The organism is Exiguobacterium sp. s22 (assembly GCF_018617455.1).
GTDB lineage: Bacteria > Bacillota > Bacilli > Exiguobacteriales > Exiguobacteriaceae > Exiguobacterium.
Map to the genome: position 1 here is coordinate 1 of NZ_JACSKD010000012.1, position 18,127 is coordinate 18,127.

Below are 18,127 nucleotides of genomic sequence, written 5' to 3' on the forward strand. Positions count from 1 at the left end.
CGCCAGCGTTCGTCCTGAGCCAGGATCAAACTCTCCAAAGAATTTGATATAGCTCTTAAATTGACGAAGCTTGCGCTTCATTCAAAAATTGTAAAACTTTTTTTGCCTCATCGTTCAGTTTTCAAAGACCAATCGTTGTCATGTTAGCGACTTTTTAATAATAGCGATTTGACTCAGTAAAGTCAACCACTTTTTATTATTTTTTTCGCTTCCTGAAGGTTGTTTCGTGAACAACATCAGCGACGTTTATTAATATATCAGCATCCTAAAATTCCGTCAACTATTTTTCTAAAAAAACTTTTATTTTTTTCATTCGAACGATTAAATATAAAAAAACCGGTTGATGAACCGCTCCACTGAAGTAGAGCAATCCATACAACCGGTAACGTTTAAGAGGATTTTGACGACATCTGTTTTTTGCTTTTTTTCTTCACTTCTCCAGATGAAGCTGATTCAGCAACTTGTCCGGTTTGTTGGAAACGATGAAGCATCAACACTTGATAGGCGTTCGCAAACACTAATGTAGCTAGCGCCGGCCAAAGTAATGGAATCTCGTCCGTTGTTTGAAGTGCTGGAATCCACTCGATTAACGTAATCACTGTCATTAAGAAAAGGGTCGGGATGAAAGCCGTCATGTTCGTTTGTTTCGCCTTACTCGTAGCAACTACCCAAGCGACAATGAGTAAAACAACCATCTCGCCGATATAACGCCACACATGATCATTTCCGAATGCGAGCACTCGTAAGTAGACGGCATCAAAAATCGCGAATGCAATCAACAGAACTTGCACTCGATTCCATAGACGTGGTCCTCTGAATAAATCAAGTCCCACACGGTGAACAATTAAATAGGCAAAGAAGCCCATCATGCTGATCCCAGTCCATGTACTCGAGTAACTAAGCGCTGTAACAATTGCCTCCCAGGACTGACTGACCAAATAACCTGGATTCGCTAATAAATTCATCAGGAATCCAAACAACGTTCCAAATACGAGCGTTGTCCAAAACAAACGTAAAAAACCTTGTACTTTCATCTCTCACCGATTCACCCTTCTATTTGTTGAATGACTGCTTGCGCCAACTCATCATACGTATGCTCGAACGGATGGCCATCCCGATAGACGGAAGGAGCAAAATCTTCCTCATTGTCATACGGTTGACCGAGTGGAATTTGAGCGAGAAGCTTACTCTTCAGCGCCTCTGACAATTTCTCTCCACCGCCGTAACCGAATACGTATTCTTTTTCACCTGTCAGCTTACTTTCAAAGTAAGCCATGTTCTCAATGATACCTAACACTTTATGGTTCGTTTTAATCGCCATCGCTCCCGCACGTGCAGCAACGAAGGCTGCTGTCGCATGAGGTGTCGTCACAATCAATTCTTGGCATGACGGGAGCATGGAATGAATATCAAGCGCGACGTCTCCAGTTCCTGGCGGTAAGTCGAGCAATAGATAGTCGAGGTCTCCCCACTCCACATCATTAAAGAAGTTATTGAGCATCTTCCCAAGCATCGGTCCACGCCAGATAACCGGCGCATTGTCTTCAACGAAGAAGCCCATCGAAATGACTTTCACGCCGAACCGCTCAACTGGAATGATTTTTTCCCCACGAACGACCGGACGTTCTTCGATCCCAAGCATATCCGGAACACTGAATCCATAAATATCCGCATCAATCAAGCCAACTTTCTTCCCGGCACGCGCAAGGGCAACAGCTAAGTTGACGGATACTGTCGATTTCCCTACGCCACCTTTACCTGAAGCGATCGCGATAAACGTTGTTCCTGAATTCTCACGAAGGATTGCCGGCTTTGTTGCCTCCTTCAAGCTTTCGTCGTTCAATGCCTCAAAACGAAGTCCAACCGTCTTAAAGCCTTTCCCCTTGAGCAACGTGACGATCTCCTGTTGTAACTGAAGCTGTTCCCCGCTCCCTGTTTGCCCGAGTGCTACTTTCACACTCACATAGTCTTCTTTAATGCGGATGTCTTTAACTCCCGCTGTATCTCCAAGCGTTCGGTTGATTGTCGGATCAACAAGCCCCGCCAATTCCTCGCGTACTTGCTCTACTGTAAGCATATTGCTTCCCCCTTATAACTGTTTCGATATCAGTATATCAAAAAAAGCGTTTTCTTGACGGGTTCGGAATCGACTAATTTAAACAAAAAACTCTCCACCCAAAAGGATGGAGAGTTCGAACCACATCGCGAAGATTAACGCTTCGAGAATTGTGGTGCGCGACGTGCTGCTTTAAGACCGTATTTTTTACGTTCTTTCATACGAGCGTCACGAGTTAAGAAGCCTTTTTCTTTGAGGCTTGGACGGAATTCTGGGTCCGCTTGAAGAAGCGCACGTGATACGCCGTGGCGAATCGCTCCAGCTTGTCCAGTGTATCCACCACCGTTAACGTTAACGATTACATCGTATTTACCTTCTGTTTCAGTCAATACGAGTGGTGATTTAGCCATCATGATTAAAGTCTCATGACCGAAGTATTCTGAGATATCGCGGCCATTTACAACAACTTTACCGTCACCTGCAACGAGGTGAACGCGAGCCACCGAGTGTTTGCGGCGGCCTGTTCCGTAGTAACGTACATCTGCCATCGTTTAGTTCCTCCCTGTGTCTCGATTAACCGCGAAGTTCGTAAACTTCTGGTTTTTGTGCTTCATGTTTGTGTTCAGTTCCAGCGTAAACGTGGAGTTTGTTGAATTGTTGACGACCGAGTGATCCTTTTGGAAGCATCCCTTTGATCGCGAGTTCAAGCATACGCTCTGGACGTTTTGCGAGAAGCTCTTTTGCAGTTTGTGATTTCAAACCGCCTGGATGACCTGAATGACGGTAGTAGATCTTGTCATTCAATTTGTTACCAGTCAATTTGATTTTCTCAGCGTTGATGATGATGACGTGGTCTCCGCAATCAACGTGTGGTGTGAAAGTCGGCTTGTGCTTACCGCGAAGAAGTGAAGCTACTTCACTAGTCAAACGACCAAGTGTTTTGCCTTCTGCGTCGATAAGGAGCCATTTGCGTTCTACTTCAGATGCTTTAGCCATGAATGTTGTGCGCATGTGGAATACCTCCTAGAAATGTCTGTTCACTTAATTTTTTTGATGCTTTATCATAATCCTAGTTTACGGGGCTAAGATTGTGGTTCATCTCTAAATGTGAAAATGAAATGCCAATGAATATAATACGATTTTATAGGGGGAATGTCAATCTACTTTTTCATAATTCACATTCCATAAATACAAACCATGTGGGGGCGCGGTGATTCCCGCCACGCGGCGGTCTTTCGCCTCCAGCATTTCGGTGATATCAGCGGGCTGATACTTCCCTCTCCCGACCTCGATGACCGTCCCGACCATAATACGGACTTGATTATATAAAAAGCCCGATCCAACGAACCGAAAGATCATCTCGTCCCCTATCTCGAGCACTTCGGCTTCGTAGATGGTACGGACACGGTCTTCGACTTCCGCCTTTGTTACAGAGAACGACGTGAAGTCATGGGTCCCAATCAACCGCTCCATGGCTTGACGCATCACTTCTACGTTCAGCGTATAGGTCACGGTCGCAGCATAGTGCCGACGAAATGGGTCCTCCGTCTGACGGATGTGATAGCGATACTCTTTTCGTTTCGCACCGTAACGTGCGTGAAATGAGGTATCCGTTTCTTCCGCCTGTTTAACGAGGATATCGTCCGGTAGCATCGCGTTTAACGCTTTGACGAACCGCTCAGCCGGCATCTGTAGGGACGTATCAAAGTGAATCACTTGCCCTAATGCGTGCACACGGGCGTCTGTGCGACCAGAGGCGACGATTTTTACCGGATGACGATGCATGCGGGTCAGAACTGCCTCGATTTCCGCTTGAATGGTATTGCCATTCGGCTGTACTTGATATCCTGCATAATGCGTTCCGTCATAAGAAACAATCAGTTTAATACGTCTCATCCAATCCCTCTCAATCCAAACAATATGAGTGTCAAGGCGACAAAGATGAGTAATACGCCCGTATCACGCGTTTGCCACGCCATCTCACGCAATCTCGTCCGCCCTTCCCCTCCACGGTAACCACGTGCCTCCATCGCTGTAGCAAGGTCCTCAGCGCGCTTAAACGCGGAGATGAACAATGGAATCAAAAGGGGAATGACCCCTTTTAGTCGGGATTTCCAAGGTCCGCTCATCAAATCGACGCCTCGAGCTTGCTGGGCTTTCATGATTCGGTCCGTCTCGTCCGCGAGGGTCGGGAGGAAACGAAGTGAAATAGAGAGCATCAACGCAATCTCATGGGCCGGCACACGAATCCGTTCGAACGGTCGTAGTCCCGCTTCAATTGAATCGGTCAATTCCATCGGTGTCGTCGTCAACGTCACGAGTGTCGTCAACATGACGAGATAAAAGAAGCGAAGCGAGACGATCAGTCCCATCCGAATCCCCTCCGAATAAATCGCGATCGGACCTAATTCGAAAAGAAGTGTGCCGTCTCGATTGAATAACAACTGCAACAACAATGTGAAGACGATTAAAAAAAGAATCATGCGTAATCCATTCCATAAATAACGCCACGACAGTTGTGATAGTTTAACCACAAATAACGTGAATGCTAGTAGAAACAAGTTCGTCCACAAGTTGTCTGCTAAAAATACGACCGGGATAAATCCTAATATGAAAAGTGTCTTGGCACGAGCATCGAGCGAGTGGAGCCACGAATGTCCCGGTATATACTGACCGATAATCATGTCGCTCCCCCTTTCAGTCGTTCCGCTATCCAATCAGCCAATTCAGTCTCGGTCCGTATAAGCGGAATCTCTGTTTCACCAAAGATTGGCGCTAAATCTCGAGCGAGTTCAAGAACATGCGGGAGATCTAACTGGAGACGTCGGACTAGTGCCCCGTCTTGAAACAATTCAAACGGATTCCCATCAAACGCAACTTGACCATGCTCCATCACGATGACGCGTTCTGCATAGGTGAGTACATCGTCCATGTCATGCGAGACAAGAATCAACGTCAGATTCAACTCTTCTCGCAAGCGTTTGAATAAGGCGAGCATGTCCCGTCTCCCAATCGGGTCGAGACCCGCTGTCGGTTCATCGACAATAAGCACGTCGGGTCGGCTCGCTAAAACCCCAGCAATCGCCACACGACGCATCTGGCCGCCTGAGAGATCAAACGGAGAACGATCCCATAATGCTTCATCTAACCCAACAAGACGAAGGGCCTCGTGGGCACGCTCTTTCGCTTCGGCATCTGTCGCCCCGAAGTTGCGCGGACCGAACATGACGTCGCGTTCGACCGTCTCTTCAAACAATTGGTGCTCTGGATATTGAAAGACGAGCCCAACGCGACGCCGAAGCGGTAAAAGATTCTGTTTTTTGTCACGACGCGTCCGAATTGGGGTGACAGTGATATCATCGACCACCACGCGTCCGTCAGTCGGGCGCAATAAGCCGTTCATATGTTGAACGAGTGTTGATTTCCCAGAGCCCGTATGCCCAAGAAACGCAACAAGCGCTCCCGACGGAATGGTTACATTCACATCGCGCAGCGCGGTTCGTTCAAACGGAGTATTCAGTTGATATTGATATGTTACTTCTTCAATGCGTATCGGCATAGATGGTTCACCAACTCCGAATGTTGTAGCATCAGACGATCGAGTGGAATGCCACGCGCCTTCAGTTCGAGTTGCATCCGAACGATAAACGGGACATCTAATTGAATGTCACGAAGCGTATCTGGATGTTGAAACACGTCTTCAGGTGTGCCGGTCATCGCAATCGTGCCTTTCGACAATGCAATGATACGGTCGGCAAACAACACTTCGTCGAGCTCGTGTGTAATGGCAACAACGGTCATCCCTTCCGAGACGAGCTGTCGTACCGTTTGTAATACCTCTTGTCGCCCAATCGGGTCGAGCATAGAGGTCGCTTCATCGAGCACGAGGACACGCGGGCGCATTGCGAGAGCCGCAGCTATCGCAACGCGCTGCTTTTGTCCACCGGATAACTGATGCGGTTCACGGTCCGCTAGTTCCGATAATCCAACGCGCGCTAGACTGTCATCAATTCGACGAACCATTTCTTGACGTGGAAGTCCCATGTTTTCGAGAGAAAATGCCACATCATCGCGCACGGTCGCCCCGACAAATTGATTGTCGGGATTTTGAAAGACGACCCCGATCCGCGTTCGAACGTCCCACACGTCTGTGGCGTTCGACGGATCGAGTGTCTCGACGCGGACTTCCCCCTGTTCAGGAATAAGAAGCCCGTTCCACAACTTTGTCAGCGTCGACTTGCCGGAACCATTATGGCCGACAATCGCAAGCCATTCCCCTTTATATACATCGAGCGATAGGCCGTTAAGCGCCGGCTCAGACTGTCCAGGGTAATGAAATACGACATCCCGTACCATAATTTGTGATTCCATGGGTCGACTCCTTTCTGATGTGGAAACAGGGCAATACGTCACCGCATGCCCTGTTGACTGCCTAATGAATTAGACGAGTTCGATGATTACAACTTCTGCACCATCACCGCGGCGTGGGCCGACTTTCATGATGCGCGTGTATCCACCTTGACGTTCAGCGTAGCGTGGTGCCACGTCTTCGAACAATTTTTGGATTGCGTCTTTTTCTCCAGCGTTCTCCTTGCGAACGAATGAAGCTACTTGACGACGGGCATGAAGATCGCCACGTTTCCCAAGAGTGATCAATTTTTCAACGACTGGGCGAAGTTCTTTCGCTTTTTGTTCAGTTGTTTGAATGCGCTCGTTGATGATTAGGTCAGTTGCAAGATCACGCAAAAGCGCCTTGCGTTGCGAGCTTGTACGGCCAAGTTTCGAATAAGCCATTACATTTCCCTCCTTCGGTTGAACTTAGTCTTCTTTACGCAAGCCCAAACCGAGTTCGTCCAACTTGTGTTGAACTTCTTCGAGTGATTTACGTCCGAGGTTACGAACTTTCATCATCTCTTCCTCTGATTTGTTTGCGAGTTCTTGAACAGTGTTGATGCCAGCGCGCTTCAAGCAGTTGTACGAACGAACTGAGAGATCGAGTTCTTCAATCGTCATTTCGAGTACTTTTTCTTTTTGGTCTTCTTCTTTCTCGACCATAATTTCTGCGTTGAGAGCTTCATCTGTCAAACCAACGAAGATGTTCAAGTGTTCAGTCAAAATTTTAGCCCCTAATGATACAGCTTCTTCCGGACGAATTGAACCATCTGTCCACACGTCTAACAAAAGCTTATCAAAGCTTGCGTCTTGACCGACACGTGTTTTATCTACTTCGTAGTTCACGCGTTGAATCGGTGTATAGATCGAATCGATTGGAATGACCCCAATCGGCATATCATCACGTTTGTTATCTTCTGCCTGGACGTAACCACGACCACGGCGAGCAGTCAAACGCATGCGAAGCGTCGCATTGTCAGCGAGAGTCGCGATGTGGAGCTCAGGATTCAAGATTTCAACGTCGCTATCATGGGTAATGTCTGCCGCAGTGACAGCACCGGCACTTGAAACGTTAATCTCAAGCGTTTTCTCTTCTTCCGAGTACACTTTGAGTGCCAACTTCTTGAGGTTGAGTACGATTTGAGTGACATCTTCGACAACACCGTCAATCGTAGAGAACTCGTGAAGCACGCCATCGATTTGAACCGCTGTTACCGCTGCACCTGGGAGCGATGACAATAGAATTCGACGTAGTGAGTTACCGAGAGTAGTGCCATATCCACGTTCAAGCGGTTCTACTACGAATTTACCAAACGTAGCGTCCTCGCTGATTTCGACCGTTTCGATCTTTGGTTTTTCAATCTCGATCATCTGAACCCCTCCTTGAGTATATCCTGCCGTGCAGTTTGAGCTGCTAAAGTATAAGCTGTCGTGCTAGGTAAGCCCTTCACACGCTCAAGCGATTATACGCGGCGACGTTTCGGAGGGCGGCAACCGTTGTGCGGAACTGGAGTTACGTCACGGATTGCAGTAACTTCGAGACCAGTAGCTTGGAGCGCACGGATAGCCGCTTCACGTCCAGCACCAGGACCTTTAACGTTAACTTCTACTGTACGCATACCGTTGTCCATTGCAACTTTCGCTGCAGTTTCAGCAGCCATTTGTGCTGCGAACGGAGTCGATTTACGTGATCCTTTAAATCCGAGGTTACCAGAAGTAGCCCATGAGATCGCGTTACCTTGCGTGTCAGTGATTGTAATGATTGTGTTGTTGAATGTAGAACGGATGTGTACCACACCGACTTCAACATGTTTTTTAACTTTACGTTTAGAACGTACGTTTTGCTTACGTTTCGCCATTGTTCAATTCCCTCCTTTACTTCTTCTTGTTCGCTACTGTACGGCGTGGGCCTTTACGAGTACGCGAGTTGTTCTTCGTGTTTTGACCGCGAACAGGGAGACTACGGCGATGACGGATACCGCGGTATGCGCCGATCTCGATCAAACGTTTGATGTTAAGTGAAACTTCACGACGAAGGTCACCTTCAACTTTGATTCCGTCAATTGCTTCACGGATACGGTTGAGTTCATCTTCAGTAAGGTCGCGTGTGCGTGTCTCTTCAGAAACGTTTGCAGCCTTCAAAATTTCTTGTGCTTTTGTTTTACCAATACCATAGATGTATGTGAGCGAAATAACGATACGTTTTTCGCGTGGAATATCTACACCAGCAATACGTGCCATGTGTGCACCTCCTCTGAAATTAACCTTGTTTTTGTTTGTGTTTCGGGTTTTCGCAAATTACCATTACTTTACCCTTACGGCGAATAACTTTACATTTTTCGCAAATCGGTTTTACCGACGGTCTTACTTTCATGAGTATACCCTCCTCCTGGAAAAATCGGAGTTACTTATAACGGTACGTAATCCGCCCGCGAGTCAAGTCGTATGGAGACAACTCAACAGTTACGCGGTCACCTGGAAGGATCCGAATGTAGTGCATCCGAATTTTCCCTGAGACGTGCGCGAGCACCGTGTGGCCGTTTTCTAACTCCACTTTAAACATTGCGTTCGGAAGTGGTTCGACAACAGTGCCTTCCACTTCAATGACATCTTGTTTCGCCATCATTTATTCCCCTTTCTATATGAAAATCTTTAGGAGCACAGACGATCTATTGCCATCTACTGTGAGAGAAGGATCCAAAATGGATCAGTATGAAACAATAGAGCCTCATTCACCGGAATCGAGTTTCGTTAAAATCTCGTATCCATCGTCTGTGATGGCGATGGTGTGCTCAAAGTGGGCGCACATGCTACCGTCCACGGTGACAACTGTCCAGTTATCAGCCAGTGTTCGAACATAGCGTTGACCAGCGTTGACCATTGGTTCAATGGCTAACGTCATCCCAGTCTTCAGGCGCGGCCCTTTCCCCGGTGGACCATAGTGTGGAATTTGCGGTTCTTCATGCAAATTTTGTCCAACACCATGACCGACGTATTCGCGGACGACAGAAAAGTCATGTGATTCAACATATGCTTGAATCGCATGCGAAATATCTGTCAATCGCCCTCCAGCCTTGGCGTGCTCCAATCCTTTATACAGACTTTCTTCGGTTACGTCAAGTAGCCGCTGTGTCTCTTCCGAGATTGTTCCCACTGGATAAGTCCAAGCGGAATCTCCATGGTATCCATTGTAGTAGGCACCGATGTCGATTGAGATAATATCTCCATCTTTCAATACCCGTTTTCCTGGAATGCCATGAACAAGCTCCTCATTCACCGAAGCACAAACACTACCGGTAAAACCGTTGTAGCCTTTGAACGATGGCGTCGCACCTTGGCTGCGAATGTAATCTTCCGCAATCCGGTCGAGCTCTAGCGTCGTGATTCCTGGTTTAATGTGCTGTTTGAGCACCTGGTGCGTTCGAGCAACAATTTGCCCAGCCTCACGCATAATCGCAATTTCACGAGGCGTCTTCGTGATGATCATTCAGTATCACCGAGTAATGCTTTGACATCGGCATACACGACATCGATTGGACGATCTCCATCCAATGTACGAAGATACCCTTTTTCAGCGTAAAAGTCAATGAGTGGTTTCGATTGCTCGATGTTGACGTCAAGGCGACGGCGAACCGTTTCCTCTTTATCGTCTTCACGTTGCATAAGAGCCGACCCATCCACATCACAGATACCTTCCACTTTTGGTGGGTTAAAGATCACGTGATATGTCGCACCACACGTTGGGCAGATCCAACGACCTGTTAAGCGTGGAACGAGAATTTCCGCATCCACATCGATGTTGACGACGTGGTCAATCTGTTTCCCCAAATCTTTAAGCAAACTTTCGAGTGCCTCTGCTTGAGCAACAGTACGCGGGAATCCATCGAGTAAGAAACCTTTTTCTGTGTCATCTTGGCTAAGACGTTCACGTACGATTCCGATTGTTACCTCATCCGGTACGAGTTCACCTTTATCCATGAATGACTTGGCCTCTTTACCGAGTGGCGTTCCGCCTTTGATTGCCGCACGAAACATGTCGCCTGTCGAAATGTGAGGGATTTGGTACTCTTCTACGATTTTAGCCGCCTGAGTCCCTTTCCCAGCACCCGGTAAGCCCATGAGTACTAGATTCATCTCGGTTAGCCTCCAGTTTTGATTTTCACGAAGGCTTGTAAACACGACAGGAAGGAAGGGTTGACCCTTCCTTCCGCTTTAACGGATAAAGCCTTTATAGTGTCGTTTTACAAGTTGACTCTCGATTTGTTTCATCGTTTCGAGGGCTACCCCGATGACGATCAAAATGCTCGTTCCTCCGATTTGAACGGAAGTTGGAAGCCCGGCAAGCTTAATAAAGATTGTCGGCATGATCGCCACGAGCGATAAGAAAATCGCTCCGAAGAAAGTCAATCGATACAGTAACTTCGTGATGTACTGTTCTGTTTGCGCCCCAGGACGAATCCCAGGAATATAACCACCTTGCTTCTGCAGGTTTTCTGCCATTTGCTCTGGATTGACCTGAACAAACGTATAGAAATATGAGAACGCAATGATTAACGCAACGTAAATCGACATTCCGATTGGCGCCGTCGTGTCAAAGTACGTTTGTAATTTTTGCGTTGTCTCCGGAGAAGCAACGAAGCTTGCAACAGTTGGTGGTGTTACCATGAAGGAAATCGCGAAGATAACCGGGATAACACCTGCTGCGTTTAGTTTGATTGGCAAGTGCGTCGACTGACCGCCCACTGGGGTACGGTTCGCCGTGCGTTTTGCATATTGGATTGGAATTTTGCGTGCCGCTTGTTGAACATAAATGATCCCAACCGTCACAGCCAAAATAACGAGAGCCAATACAACCAAGTAAACGATATTAATGAACAATGCATCTCCAGCGTTTTGGAGTTTTGTTTCATAAATCTGCGTAAAGATTCTTGGGAACCCGGCAACGATACCAGCGAAGATAATGATGGAAATACCATTCCCAACACCTTTCTCCGTTGTCATTTCACCAAGGAACATCAAGAACGCCGTACCCGCAGTGAGTACAATCGCGATCACAAAGTACGTTGCCGTTCCCCACATCTCATTGACGAGACCTGGGTAGAGGCGGTTGAATCCAAACGACAATGAAGTCGCTTGGATAAAGCCTAAGATGATCGTCCCATAGCGCGTGACCGTCGCTAACTTTTTACGGCCCGCCTCTCCTTGTTTAGCCCATTCGGCAAACTTTGGAACGACGTCCATTTGTAAAAGTTGCACAACGATCGATGCCGTAATGTACGGCATGATCCCCATTGCGAACAAGGAGAAGTTCTGTAAAGCATTTCCTCCAAACAAGTTCAAGAAGTCAAGAAGACCTCCTGAGTCAAAACGCAACACATCCGTATTCACCATCGGCACCGGGATATGAGCCCCGATGCGGAAAATGATGATGATTGCGAGTGTGAAGAGAATACGCTGTCGAATATCTTTCACGCGCCACATATTGGAGATCGTCTGAAACATCAGATCACCTCAACTGTACCGCCAGCTGCTTCGATTGCTTCTTTCGCTGCACCCGAGAACTTGTTGGCTTTTACAGTCAATTTAGTTTCAAGCTTGCCGTTAGCAAGGACCTTGATTCCGTCTTTAGCAGAGCTGACAACACCAGTCTCGATTAAGAGTTCTGGAGTAACTTCAGTACCTGCTTCGAAACGGTTAAGCGTGTCTAGGGAAACAACCGCGTACTCTTTACGAGTTGGGTTGTTGAAACCGCGTTTTGGAAGACGACGGTAAAGTGGGTTTTGTCCACCTTCGAATCCTGGACGAACGCCACCGCCCGAACGAGCTTTTTGACCTTTGTGTCCACGACCAGAAGTTTTACCGTTACCAGTCGCCATACCGCGACCGACACGGTTACGTTCGTGACGTGAACCTGGAGTTGGCTTCAATTCATGGAGTTTCATAGTGGCACCTCCTTATTTATTAAAATCTTTATTATTCGTTGATTTCTTTTACAGTCACAAGGTGCGACACTTTATTGATCATACCGCGCATCGCGACGTTGTCTGGGACAACGACCGTTTGATGCATTTTGCGAAGACCGAGTGTACGTACAGTAACACGCTGATCTTCCGGACGACCAATTGTGCTGCGTGTGAGGGTGATTGCGAGTTTCGCCATGTCTAGTTCCCTCCCTTAGTTAAGAAGTTCTTCTACGCTTTTACCACGTAGTTTAGCAACTTCCTCTGCTTTTTTGAGCTCAGTCAAGCCCTGTACCGTCGCGCGGACGATGTTGATCGGTGTGTTTGAACCTAACGATTTCGAAAGGATGTCACCTACACCTGCAAGTTCGAGCACCGCACGAACTGGACCACCAGCGATAACCCCAGTACCTTCAGAAGCTGGTTTCATGAATACACGACCTGCTCCGAATACTCCTGTGATTTCGTGTGGAATTGTTGTACCAACCATAGGTACTTGTACCATGTTTTTCTTAGCGGCTTCAATAGCCTTGCGAATCGCTTCTGGCACCTCTTGTGCCTTACCTGTACCGAAACCGACGTGACCATTTTTGTCACCTACGACTACGAGAGCAGCAAAACGGAAGCGGCGGCCACCTTTTACGACTTTCGCGACGCGGTTTACGGTAACAACGCGTTCTTCAAGTTGTTCCATGTTAACGTCTAACTGGCGCATCGAGTGTCCCCTCCTTTTTATTAGAATTTAAGACCTGCTTCACGAGCTGCTTCTGCAACAGCTTTGACGCGGCCATGATAGAGGTATCCACCACGGTCGAACACAACTGTGTCGATACCTTTCTCGAGTGCACGTTCTGCAGCAAGTTTACCAACAGCTTTCGCTGCTTCAACGTTACCGCCATTTGTAAGATCGAGAGCTTTATCTTTCGAAGATGCAGACACAAGCGTTGTTTGTGCCGCGTCATCGATAAGTTGAACGTAAATGTGCTTGCTCGAACGGAATACGTTCAAACGTGGACGAGCTGCTGTCCCCGTGATCGTACGACGTACGCGAGCATGACGTTTTTTACGAACTGCATTTTTATCTGCCTTTGTGATCATTTATGCCACTCCTTTCCGTTCATTTCGTGACGAATTACTTACCAGTCTTACCTTCTTTACGGCGAATACGTTCATCAGAGTAACGAACACCTTTACCTTTGTAAGGTTCTGGAGCACGGTACGAGCGGATTTGAGCAGCAACGTGACCGACGCGCTCTTTGTTAATCCCTTTTACGATGATTTGCGTGTTTGAAGGAACTTCGATTTCGATACCTTCCTCAGCGACGTACTCGATTGGGTGCGAGTAGCCGAGGTTGAGGACGAGTTTGTTACCTTGCTTCGTAGCACGGTAACCAACCCCCGAGATCTCAAGTGTTTTTTGGAATCCGTTCGACACACCTTGTACCATGTTGGCAATAAGGGCACGTGTCGTACCGTGAATTGTGCGGCTTTCTTTCGATTCGTCTGGACGAACAACCGTCAATTCGTTCTCTTCAACTTTGATTTCCAATGCCGGGTTAGCTGAAAGCGAAAGTTCACCTTTAGCACCTTTTACTGTGACCGTGTTGTCATTAGCAACTGTTACAGTAACGCCAGCAGGAATCGTAACTGGTTTTTTACCAATACGTGACATTGATTACACCTCCGTTCTTGTTAGAAAAGTGACTTACCAGATGTAGGCGATCACTTCGCCGCCGACTTGTTGTTGGCGAGCTTCTTTATCAGTCATAAGACCTTTAGATGTCGAAAGAACTGCGATTCCGAGTCCTCCGAGTACTTTAGGTACTTCATCAGCTTTTGCGTATACGCGAAGACCTGGTTTCGAAATACGTTTGAGACCAGTGATTACACGTTCGTTGCTTGCTCCATATTTAAGGAAAAGACGAAGTGTACCTTGTTTAGCGTCCTCGATATATTCAACATCGCGAATGAAACCTTCACGCTTAAGGATTTCAGCGATCTCACGTTTAATGTTCGAAGCTGGAAGCTCCATTTTTTCATGGCGAACCATGTTAGCGTTACGGATACGTGTAAGCATATCTGCAATAGGGTCTGTCATTACCATGCGATGTACCTCCTTTCACACTGTTAGTGGATTACCAGCTTGCTTTTTTAACACCAGGGATTTGACCTTTGTATGCAAGATCACGGAACTTGATACGGCTGATCCCGAATTTACCCATGTAACCATGCGGACGACCTGTGATGCTGCAACGGTTGTGCAAGCGTACAGGTGACGAGTTACGTGGCAATTTGCTGAGTCCGATATAATCGCCTTCAGCTTTCAACTTCGCACGCTTTTCAGCGTACTGGGCAACGAGTTTCTCGCGTTTAAGTTCGCGATTCACCATTGACTTCTTAGCCATGTTGTCGACCTCCCTCTAGATTATTTTTGGAATGGCATACCGAGAAGTGTGAGTAATTCACGTGCTTCTTCGTCTGTGTTTGCTGTTGTAACAACAACGATGTCCATACCGCGTACTTTAGATACTTTATCGTAATCGATCTCAGGGAAAATAAGTTGCTCTTTCACGCCAAGCGTGTAGTTACCGCGTCCGTCGAATGCTTTCTTCGATACACCGCGGAAGTCACGTACACGTGGAAGTGAAACAGTTACCAATTTGTCGAGGAAATCGTACATGCGCTCGCCACGAAGTGTAACCTTCGCACCGATTGGCATACCTTCACGAAGTTTGAAACCAGCGATTGATTTCTTCGCTTTCGTTACGAGTGGTTTTTGACCTGAAAGAATTGTTAATTCTTCAACTGCCATGTCAAGTGCTTTCGAGTTCGATACAGCGTCACCTACACCCATGTTGATGACAATCTTTTCGATTTTCGGTACTTGCATGACCGAGTCATAGTTGAATTTATCCATCATCGCTTTCACGATGTCGCTTTTATACTTCTCTTGCAAACGGTTCATAGTCGAATGGACCTCCTTTCGTCACGTTCTTCTTATTTATCGAGTGATTCGCCCGATTTCGCGACACGAACTTTTTTACCATCGACTACTTTGAAACCAACACGAGTTGGTTTGCCAGTTTTAGGGTCAAGTGGCATTACGTTCGAGACGTGAATTGGTGCTTCGATCTCAAGGATCCCGCCTTGTGGATTCGCTTGTGAAGGTTTCGCGTGTTTTTTCATCACGTTTACGCCTTCAACCACTACGCGGTTTTTGCTTGGCATAGCTTTGAGGATAACCCCTTGCTTGCCTTTATCTTTACCAGACATTACCTGGACTGTATCGCCTTTTTTAACATGCATCGTTTGCGCACCTCCTTATAGGATTGAAATTGGAAATTAAAGTACTTCCGGTGCCAACGAAACGATCTTCATGAATTCTTTTTCACGAAGTTCACGTGCAACTGGCCCGAAGATCCGTGTGCCGCGTGGGCTCTTGTCATCTTTGATAATGACTGCTGCGTTCTCATCGAAACGGATGTACGAACCATCTTTACGACGAGCGCCGCGTTTTGTACGAACGACAACTGCTCTGACAACGTCACCTTTTTTAACAACGCCACCTGGTGTTGCTTGTTTTACCGTTGCGACGATGATGTCACCGATGTTTGCAGTCTTACGACCAGAACCACCGAGAACTTTAATTGTCAACAGTTCACGCGCGCCAGAGTTGTCTGCTACTTTCAAGCGAGATTCTTGTTGAATCATGCGAGTGTACCTCCCTCCGGATGTTTAATAAATCCGAACTGTTATTAGATGATTACTGATTCTTCTACTACTGTTACAAGACGGAAACGTTTGTCTTTAGAAAGAGGACGTGTTTCCGCGATGCGAACGATATCGCCCACTTTAGCGACGTTGTTCTCATCGTGTGCTTTATATTTCTTCGTGTAGTTTACACGTTTGCCATAAAGTTTATGACGAACCTTTGTTTCTACTGCGACGACGATCGTTTTGTCCATTTTGTCAGACACGACGCGACCAGTGAACACTTTACGGTTGTTGCGTTCCATGAGTGTTACCTCCTCTCAAGAATCCGATGTAATTAGCCGTTGTTGATGCCGAGTTCGCGTTCACGAAGAATCGTTTTAGCACGCGCAATCGACTTGCGTACTTCACGGATACGAGCAGGATTCTCAAGCTGACCTGTAGCAAGTTGGAAGCGAAGGTTAAAGAGTTCTTCTTTCCACTCGCCCACTTTACCGTTGAGCTCTTCAGTTGTTGATTGACGGAGATCAGTTGCTTTCATTCGTATCACCACCATTTTCTTCACGTTTCACGAACTTACATTTTACTGGAAGTTTGTGCGATGCAAGACGAAGTGCCTCACGTGCCACTTCCTCAGATACACCTGCGATTTCGAACATTACTTTGCCAGGCTTAACTACAGCTACCCAGCCTTCTGGAGCACCTTTACCCGAACCCATTCGGACTTCGAGAGGCTTTTTAGTGTACGGTTTGTGTGGGAAGATCTTGATCCACACTTTACCACCACGTTTCATATAACGTGTCATTGCAATACGTGCTGATTCGATTTGACGGTTTGTAATCCAGCTCGCTTCGAGAGCTTGGAGACCGAACTCACCGAAGTGTACAGTTGTGCCGCGTTTAGCGTTCCCGCGCATTTTACCACGGTGTACACGACGATATTTCACGCGTTTAGGTAACAACATAGTGTGTTGCCTCCTTCCTGAAAGAGTGTTTATTATTCAGCGTTTTTCGCTGTGTTGTTTTTAGTTGGAAGAACTTCACCGTGGTATAACCAAACTTTTACGCCGATTTTACCGTAAGTTGTGTCAGCTTCAGCTGTTCCGTAGTCGATGTCGGCACGGAGTGTGTGAAGTGGAACTGTTCCTTCCGAGTACTTCTCTGAACGAGCGATATCAGCGCCACCAAGACGACCAGAAACTTCTGTTTTGATCCCTTTGATGCCAGTACGCATCGAACGTTGAATAGATTGTTTCATTGCACGACGGAATGATACGCGACCTTCCAATTGACGAGCAATGTTTTCTGCTACAAGCTTCGCAACAGCGTCAGCGTTTTTCACTTCAACAACGTTGATGTGAACGCGTTTTCCGTCAGCGAGTTTTGTAATGTGTTTACGGAGTGATTCGATTTCAGAACCACCTTTACCGATTACCATACCTGGCTTCGCAGTGTGAAGCGAAATGTTCACGCGGTTTGCAGCGCGTTCGATTTCAACTTTAGAAACACTAGCATCCTTCATTTTGTTTTCGATGTATTCACGAATAACGAAGTCTTCATGAAGGAGATCAGCGTAGTCTTTCTCAGCGTACCAACGCGAATCCCAGTCTTTGATAACACCAACGCGAAGACCGTGCGGATTTACCTTTTGACCCACTACATATCCCTCCTTATTTCTCAGTTACCACGATGTGGATGTGGCTTGTGCGTTTGTTAATACGGCTTGCGCGACCCATCGCACGTGGGCGGAAGCGTTTGAGTGTTGGACCTTCGTTTACGTAAGCTTCTGTTACGACGAGGTTCTCAATGTTCATATCGTAGTTGTGCTCTGCGTTAGCAATCGCTGATTTTAATACTTTTTCAACGACTGGCGATGCTGCCTTGTTCGTGTGAGCAAGGACAGAGAGCGCTTCGCCGACTTGTTTCCCGCGAATTAAGTCTACAACGAGACGTGCTTTGCGAGGAGCAAGACGGACCATATTAGCTGATGCTTTAGCTTGCATGGATT

Annotated in this window: 32 protein-coding genes; all 32 read right to left on the bottom strand. The window is 47.0% G+C overall.

Annotated elements, in window-relative coordinates; genetic code table 11:
• Positions 1-389: 389 nt before the first annotated feature.
• The 32 genes from KNO94_RS14240 to rplV all read right to left on the bottom strand — a co-directional run bounded on the left by KNO94_RS14240 (position 390) and on the right by rplV (position 18,122).
• Positions 390-1,034 (bottom strand): KinB-signaling pathway activation protein, encoded by a 645-nt coding sequence (locus KNO94_RS14240; RefSeq protein WP_214743085.1) that lies wholly within the window; start codon positions 1,032-1,034, stop codon positions 390-392.
• Positions 1,035-1,045: 11 nt separating this feature from the next.
• Positions 1,046-2,077, bottom strand: a complete 1,032-nt coding sequence (locus KNO94_RS14245; RefSeq protein WP_214743084.1) for a P-loop NTPase — start codon at positions 2,075-2,077, stop codon at positions 1,046-1,048.
• 134 nt (positions 2,078-2,211) lie between these two features.
• A complete protein-coding gene (gene rpsI, locus KNO94_RS14250) occupies positions 2,212-2,604 on the bottom strand; it encodes a 30S ribosomal protein S9 (protein ID WP_012727644.1) in 393 nt (130 codons plus the stop codon).
• Positions 2,605-2,629: 25 nt separating this feature from the next.
• Positions 2,630-3,067: a 50S ribosomal protein L13 gene (rplM, locus tag KNO94_RS14255; protein WP_026824852.1), complete on the bottom strand. Its 438-nt coding sequence runs from the start codon at positions 3,065-3,067 to the stop codon at positions 2,630-2,632.
• Positions 3,068-3,211: 144 nt separating this feature from the next.
• Entirely contained in the window at positions 3,212-3,952 is a 741-nt protein-coding gene (gene truA / locus KNO94_RS14260; protein ID WP_214780843.1) for a tRNA pseudouridine(38-40) synthase TruA, read from the bottom strand.
• Positions 3,949-4,740, bottom strand: a complete 792-nt coding sequence (locus KNO94_RS14265) for an energy-coupling factor transporter transmembrane component T family protein (protein ID WP_214780845.1) — start codon at positions 4,738-4,740, stop codon at positions 3,949-3,951. Before KNO94_RS14265 ends, truA begins: the two co-directional genes overlap by 4 nt.
• The gene (locus KNO94_RS14270) at positions 4,737-5,615 is read right to left on the bottom strand and encodes an energy-coupling factor transporter ATPase (RefSeq protein ID WP_214780847.1); all 879 of its coding nucleotides are present in this window, start codon (positions 5,613-5,615) and stop codon (positions 4,737-4,739) included. Before KNO94_RS14270 ends, KNO94_RS14265 begins: the two co-directional genes overlap by 4 nt.
• Positions 5,591-6,427, bottom strand: a complete 837-nt coding sequence (locus KNO94_RS14275; protein WP_214743080.1) for an energy-coupling factor transporter ATPase — start codon at positions 6,425-6,427, stop codon at positions 5,591-5,593. Before KNO94_RS14275 ends, KNO94_RS14270 begins: the two co-directional genes overlap by 25 nt.
• A gap of 69 nt (positions 6,428-6,496) precedes the next feature.
• The gene (rplQ, locus tag KNO94_RS14280) at positions 6,497-6,850 is read right to left on the bottom strand and encodes a 50S ribosomal protein L17 (protein WP_012727650.1); all 354 of its coding nucleotides are present in this window, start codon (positions 6,848-6,850) and stop codon (positions 6,497-6,499) included.
• A 24-nt stretch (positions 6,851-6,874) separates the two neighbouring features.
• Positions 6,875-7,819, bottom strand: a complete 945-nt coding sequence (locus KNO94_RS14285) for a DNA-directed RNA polymerase subunit alpha (RefSeq protein ID WP_012727651.1) — start codon at positions 7,817-7,819, stop codon at positions 6,875-6,877.
• 92 nt (positions 7,820-7,911) lie between these two features.
• Positions 7,912-8,307: a 30S ribosomal protein S11 gene (rpsK, locus tag KNO94_RS14290; protein ID WP_012727652.1), complete on the bottom strand. Its 396-nt coding sequence runs from the start codon at positions 8,305-8,307 to the stop codon at positions 7,912-7,914.
• Positions 8,308-8,323: 16 nt separating this feature from the next.
• A complete protein-coding gene (gene rpsM, locus KNO94_RS14295; protein ID WP_012727653.1) occupies positions 8,324-8,689 on the bottom strand; it encodes a 30S ribosomal protein S13 in 366 nt (121 codons plus the stop codon).
• 19 nt (positions 8,690-8,708) lie between these two features.
• A complete protein-coding gene (rpmJ, locus tag KNO94_RS14300) occupies positions 8,709-8,822 on the bottom strand; it encodes a 50S ribosomal protein L36 (protein ID WP_003156543.1) in 114 nt (37 codons plus the stop codon).
• 30 nt (positions 8,823-8,852) lie between these two features.
• Positions 8,853-9,071 carry a translation initiation factor IF-1 gene (infA, locus tag KNO94_RS14305; protein WP_021066622.1) on the bottom strand — a complete coding sequence of 73 codons (219 nt, stop codon included), beginning with the start codon at positions 9,069-9,071 and terminating at the stop codon, positions 8,853-8,855.
• A gap of 105 nt (positions 9,072-9,176) precedes the next feature.
• Positions 9,177-9,935, bottom strand: coding sequence for a type I methionyl aminopeptidase (gene map / locus KNO94_RS14310; protein WP_211782057.1), 759 nt, complete (start codon positions 9,933-9,935; stop codon positions 9,177-9,179).
• Positions 9,932-10,582, bottom strand: a complete 651-nt coding sequence (locus KNO94_RS14315; RefSeq protein ID WP_012727656.1) for an adenylate kinase — start codon at positions 10,580-10,582, stop codon at positions 9,932-9,934. The genes map and KNO94_RS14315 overlap by 4 nt, the downstream gene beginning before the upstream one ends.
• Positions 10,583-10,660: 78 nt before the next feature.
• Complete coding sequence (secY, locus tag KNO94_RS14320) at positions 10,661-11,950, bottom strand: preprotein translocase subunit SecY (protein ID WP_214780849.1); 1,290 nt, start codon at positions 11,948-11,950, stop codon at positions 10,661-10,663.
• A complete protein-coding gene (rplO, locus tag KNO94_RS14325) occupies positions 11,950-12,390 on the bottom strand; it encodes a 50S ribosomal protein L15 (RefSeq protein WP_012727658.1) in 441 nt (146 codons plus the stop codon). Before rplO ends, secY begins: the two co-directional genes overlap by 1 nt.
• 31 nt (positions 12,391-12,421) lie before the next feature.
• Positions 12,422-12,607 (bottom strand): 50S ribosomal protein L30, encoded by a 186-nt coding sequence (gene rpmD, locus KNO94_RS14330; RefSeq protein ID WP_214734753.1) that lies wholly within the window; start codon positions 12,605-12,607, stop codon positions 12,422-12,424.
• Positions 12,608-12,622: 15 nt separating this feature from the next.
• Positions 12,623-13,123 carry a 30S ribosomal protein S5 gene (gene rpsE, locus KNO94_RS14335; RefSeq protein ID WP_012727660.1) on the bottom strand — a complete coding sequence of 167 codons (501 nt, stop codon included), beginning with the start codon at positions 13,121-13,123 and terminating at the stop codon, positions 12,623-12,625.
• 20 nt (positions 13,124-13,143) lie between these two features.
• Positions 13,144-13,506 (bottom strand): 50S ribosomal protein L18, encoded by a 363-nt coding sequence (gene rplR, locus KNO94_RS14340; protein ID WP_012727661.1) that lies wholly within the window; start codon positions 13,504-13,506, stop codon positions 13,144-13,146.
• 34 nt (positions 13,507-13,540) lie between these two features.
• Positions 13,541-14,080: a 50S ribosomal protein L6 gene (rplF, locus tag KNO94_RS14345; protein WP_012727662.1), complete on the bottom strand. Its 540-nt coding sequence runs from the start codon at positions 14,078-14,080 to the stop codon at positions 13,541-13,543.
• Positions 14,081-14,113: 33 nt separating this feature from the next.
• The gene (gene rpsH, locus KNO94_RS14350; protein WP_012727663.1) at positions 14,114-14,512 is read right to left on the bottom strand and encodes a 30S ribosomal protein S8; all 399 of its coding nucleotides are present in this window, start codon (positions 14,510-14,512) and stop codon (positions 14,114-14,116) included.
• A 31-nt stretch (positions 14,513-14,543) separates the two neighbouring features.
• Complete coding sequence (gene rpsN / locus KNO94_RS14355) at positions 14,544-14,813, bottom strand: 30S ribosomal protein S14 (RefSeq protein WP_012727664.1); 270 nt, start codon at positions 14,811-14,813, stop codon at positions 14,544-14,546.
• A gap of 20 nt (positions 14,814-14,833) precedes the next feature.
• A complete protein-coding gene (gene rplE, locus KNO94_RS14360; RefSeq protein WP_012727665.1) occupies positions 14,834-15,373 on the bottom strand; it encodes a 50S ribosomal protein L5 in 540 nt (179 codons plus the stop codon).
• Between the two features lie 32 nt (positions 15,374-15,405).
• The gene (rplX, locus tag KNO94_RS14365; RefSeq protein WP_012727666.1) at positions 15,406-15,714 is read right to left on the bottom strand and encodes a 50S ribosomal protein L24; all 309 of its coding nucleotides are present in this window, start codon (positions 15,712-15,714) and stop codon (positions 15,406-15,408) included.
• A gap of 36 nt (positions 15,715-15,750) precedes the next feature.
• The gene (gene rplN / locus KNO94_RS14370) at positions 15,751-16,119 is read right to left on the bottom strand and encodes a 50S ribosomal protein L14 (RefSeq protein ID WP_012727667.1); all 369 of its coding nucleotides are present in this window, start codon (positions 16,117-16,119) and stop codon (positions 15,751-15,753) included.
• A 44-nt stretch (positions 16,120-16,163) separates the two neighbouring features.
• A complete protein-coding gene (gene rpsQ, locus KNO94_RS14375; protein WP_012727668.1) occupies positions 16,164-16,424 on the bottom strand; it encodes a 30S ribosomal protein S17 in 261 nt (86 codons plus the stop codon).
• Positions 16,425-16,456: 32 nt separating this feature from the next.
• The gene (gene rpmC, locus KNO94_RS14380; RefSeq protein WP_012727669.1) at positions 16,457-16,660 is read right to left on the bottom strand and encodes a 50S ribosomal protein L29; all 204 of its coding nucleotides are present in this window, start codon (positions 16,658-16,660) and stop codon (positions 16,457-16,459) included.
• Positions 16,647-17,084, bottom strand: a complete 438-nt coding sequence (gene rplP, locus KNO94_RS14385; protein ID WP_012727670.1) for a 50S ribosomal protein L16 — start codon at positions 17,082-17,084, stop codon at positions 16,647-16,649. The genes rpmC and rplP overlap by 14 nt, the downstream gene beginning before the upstream one ends.
• A 32-nt stretch (positions 17,085-17,116) precedes the next feature.
• Positions 17,117-17,776, bottom strand: a complete 660-nt coding sequence (gene rpsC / locus KNO94_RS14390; protein WP_026824837.1) for a 30S ribosomal protein S3 — start codon at positions 17,774-17,776, stop codon at positions 17,117-17,119.
• Between the two features lie 13 nt (positions 17,777-17,789).
• Positions 17,790-18,122, bottom strand: a complete 333-nt coding sequence (rplV, locus tag KNO94_RS14395; protein ID WP_012727672.1) for a 50S ribosomal protein L22 — start codon at positions 18,120-18,122, stop codon at positions 17,790-17,792.
• Positions 18,123-18,127 lie beyond the last annotated feature (5 nt).

Coding starts and splice junctions, on each gene's coding strand:
- KNO94_RS14240 (WP_214743085.1), bottom strand. CDS start 1,034: ATGAAAGTACAAGGTTTTTTACGTTTGTTTTGGACAACGCTCGTATTT.
- rplP (WP_012727670.1), bottom strand. CDS start 17,084: ATGTTGTTACCTAAACGCGTGAAATATCGTCGTGTACACCGTGGTAAA.
- KNO94_RS14265 (WP_214780845.1), bottom strand. CDS start 4,740: ATGATTATCGGTCAGTATATACCGGGACATTCGTGGCTCCACTCGCTC.
- rplN (WP_012727667.1), bottom strand. CDS start 16,119: ATGATTCAACAAGAATCTCGCTTGAAAGTAGCAGACAACTCTGGCGCG.
- KNO94_RS14285 (WP_012727651.1), bottom strand. CDS start 7,819: ATGATCGAGATTGAAAAACCAAAGATCGAAACGGTCGAAATCAGCGAG.
- KNO94_RS14245 (WP_214743084.1), bottom strand. CDS start 2,077: ATGCTTACAGTAGAGCAAGTACGCGAGGAATTGGCGGGGCTTGTTGAT.
- rpsN (WP_012727664.1), bottom strand. CDS start 14,813: ATGGCTAAGAAGTCAATGGTGAATCGCGAACTTAAACGCGAGAAACTC.
- truA (WP_214780843.1), bottom strand. CDS start 3,952: ATGAGACGTATTAAACTGATTGTTTCTTATGACGGAACGCATTATGCA.
- rplR (WP_012727661.1), bottom strand. CDS start 13,506: ATGATCACAAAGGCAGATAAAAATGCAGTTCGTAAAAAACGTCATGCT.
- rplF (WP_012727662.1), bottom strand. CDS start 14,080: ATGTCACGTATTGGTAAAAAACCAGTTACGATTCCTGCTGGCGTTACT.
- rpsE (WP_012727660.1), bottom strand. CDS start 13,123: ATGCGCCAGTTAGACGTTAACATGGAACAACTTGAAGAACGCGTTGTT.
- rpsH (WP_012727663.1), bottom strand. CDS start 14,512: ATGGTAATGACAGACCCTATTGCAGATATGCTTACACGTATCCGTAAC.
- rplE (WP_012727665.1), bottom strand. CDS start 15,373: ATGAACCGTTTGCAAGAGAAGTATAAAAGCGACATCGTGAAAGCGATG.
- rpmC (WP_012727669.1), bottom strand. CDS start 16,660: ATGAAAGCAACTGATCTCCGTCAATCAACAACTGAAGAGCTCAACGGT.
- KNO94_RS14270 (WP_214780847.1), bottom strand. CDS start 5,615: ATGCCGATACGCATTGAAGAAGTAACATATCAATATCAACTGAATACT.
- rpmD (WP_214734753.1), bottom strand. CDS start 12,607: ATGGCGAAACTCGCAATCACCCTCACACGCAGCACAATTGGTCGTCCG.
- KNO94_RS14275 (WP_214743080.1), bottom strand. CDS start 6,427: ATGGAATCACAAATTATGGTACGGGATGTCGTATTTCATTACCCTGGA.
- rpsM (WP_012727653.1), bottom strand. CDS start 8,689: ATGGCACGTATTGCTGGTGTAGATATTCCACGCGAAAAACGTATCGTT.
- rplQ (WP_012727650.1), bottom strand. CDS start 6,850: ATGGCTTATTCGAAACTTGGCCGTACAAGCTCGCAACGCAAGGCGCTT.
- rplO (WP_012727658.1), bottom strand. CDS start 12,390: ATGAAACTCCATGAATTGAAGCCAACTCCAGGTTCACGTCACGAACGT.
- KNO94_RS14315 (WP_012727656.1), bottom strand. CDS start 10,582: ATGAATCTAGTACTCATGGGCTTACCGGGTGCTGGGAAAGGGACTCAG.
- secY (WP_214780849.1), bottom strand. CDS start 11,950: ATGTTTCAGACGATCTCCAATATGTGGCGCGTGAAAGATATTCGACAG.
- rplV (WP_012727672.1), bottom strand. CDS start 18,122: ATGCAAGCTAAAGCATCAGCTAATATGGTCCGTCTTGCTCCTCGCAAA.
- rpsK (WP_012727652.1), bottom strand. CDS start 8,307: ATGGCGAAACGTAAGCAAAACGTACGTTCTAAACGTAAAGTTAAAAAA.
- rpsQ (WP_012727668.1), bottom strand. CDS start 16,424: ATGGAACGCAACAACCGTAAAGTGTTCACTGGTCGCGTCGTGTCTGAC.
- map (WP_211782057.1), bottom strand. CDS start 9,935: ATGATCATCACGAAGACGCCTCGTGAAATTGCGATTATGCGTGAGGCT.
- rplX (WP_012727666.1), bottom strand. CDS start 15,714: ATGCATGTTAAAAAAGGCGATACAGTCCAGGTAATGTCTGGTAAAGAT.
- rpmJ (WP_003156543.1), bottom strand. CDS start 8,822: ATGAAAGTAAGACCGTCGGTAAAACCGATTTGCGAAAAATGTAAAGTT.
- infA (WP_021066622.1), bottom strand. CDS start 9,071: ATGGCGAAACAAGATGTCATTGAAGTGGAAGGCACTGTTGTCGAACCA.
- rplM (WP_026824852.1), bottom strand. CDS start 3,067: ATGCGCACAACATTCATGGCTAAAGCATCTGAAGTAGAACGCAAATGG.
- rpsI (WP_012727644.1), bottom strand. CDS start 2,604: ATGGCAGATGTACGTTACTACGGAACAGGCCGCCGCAAACACTCGGTG.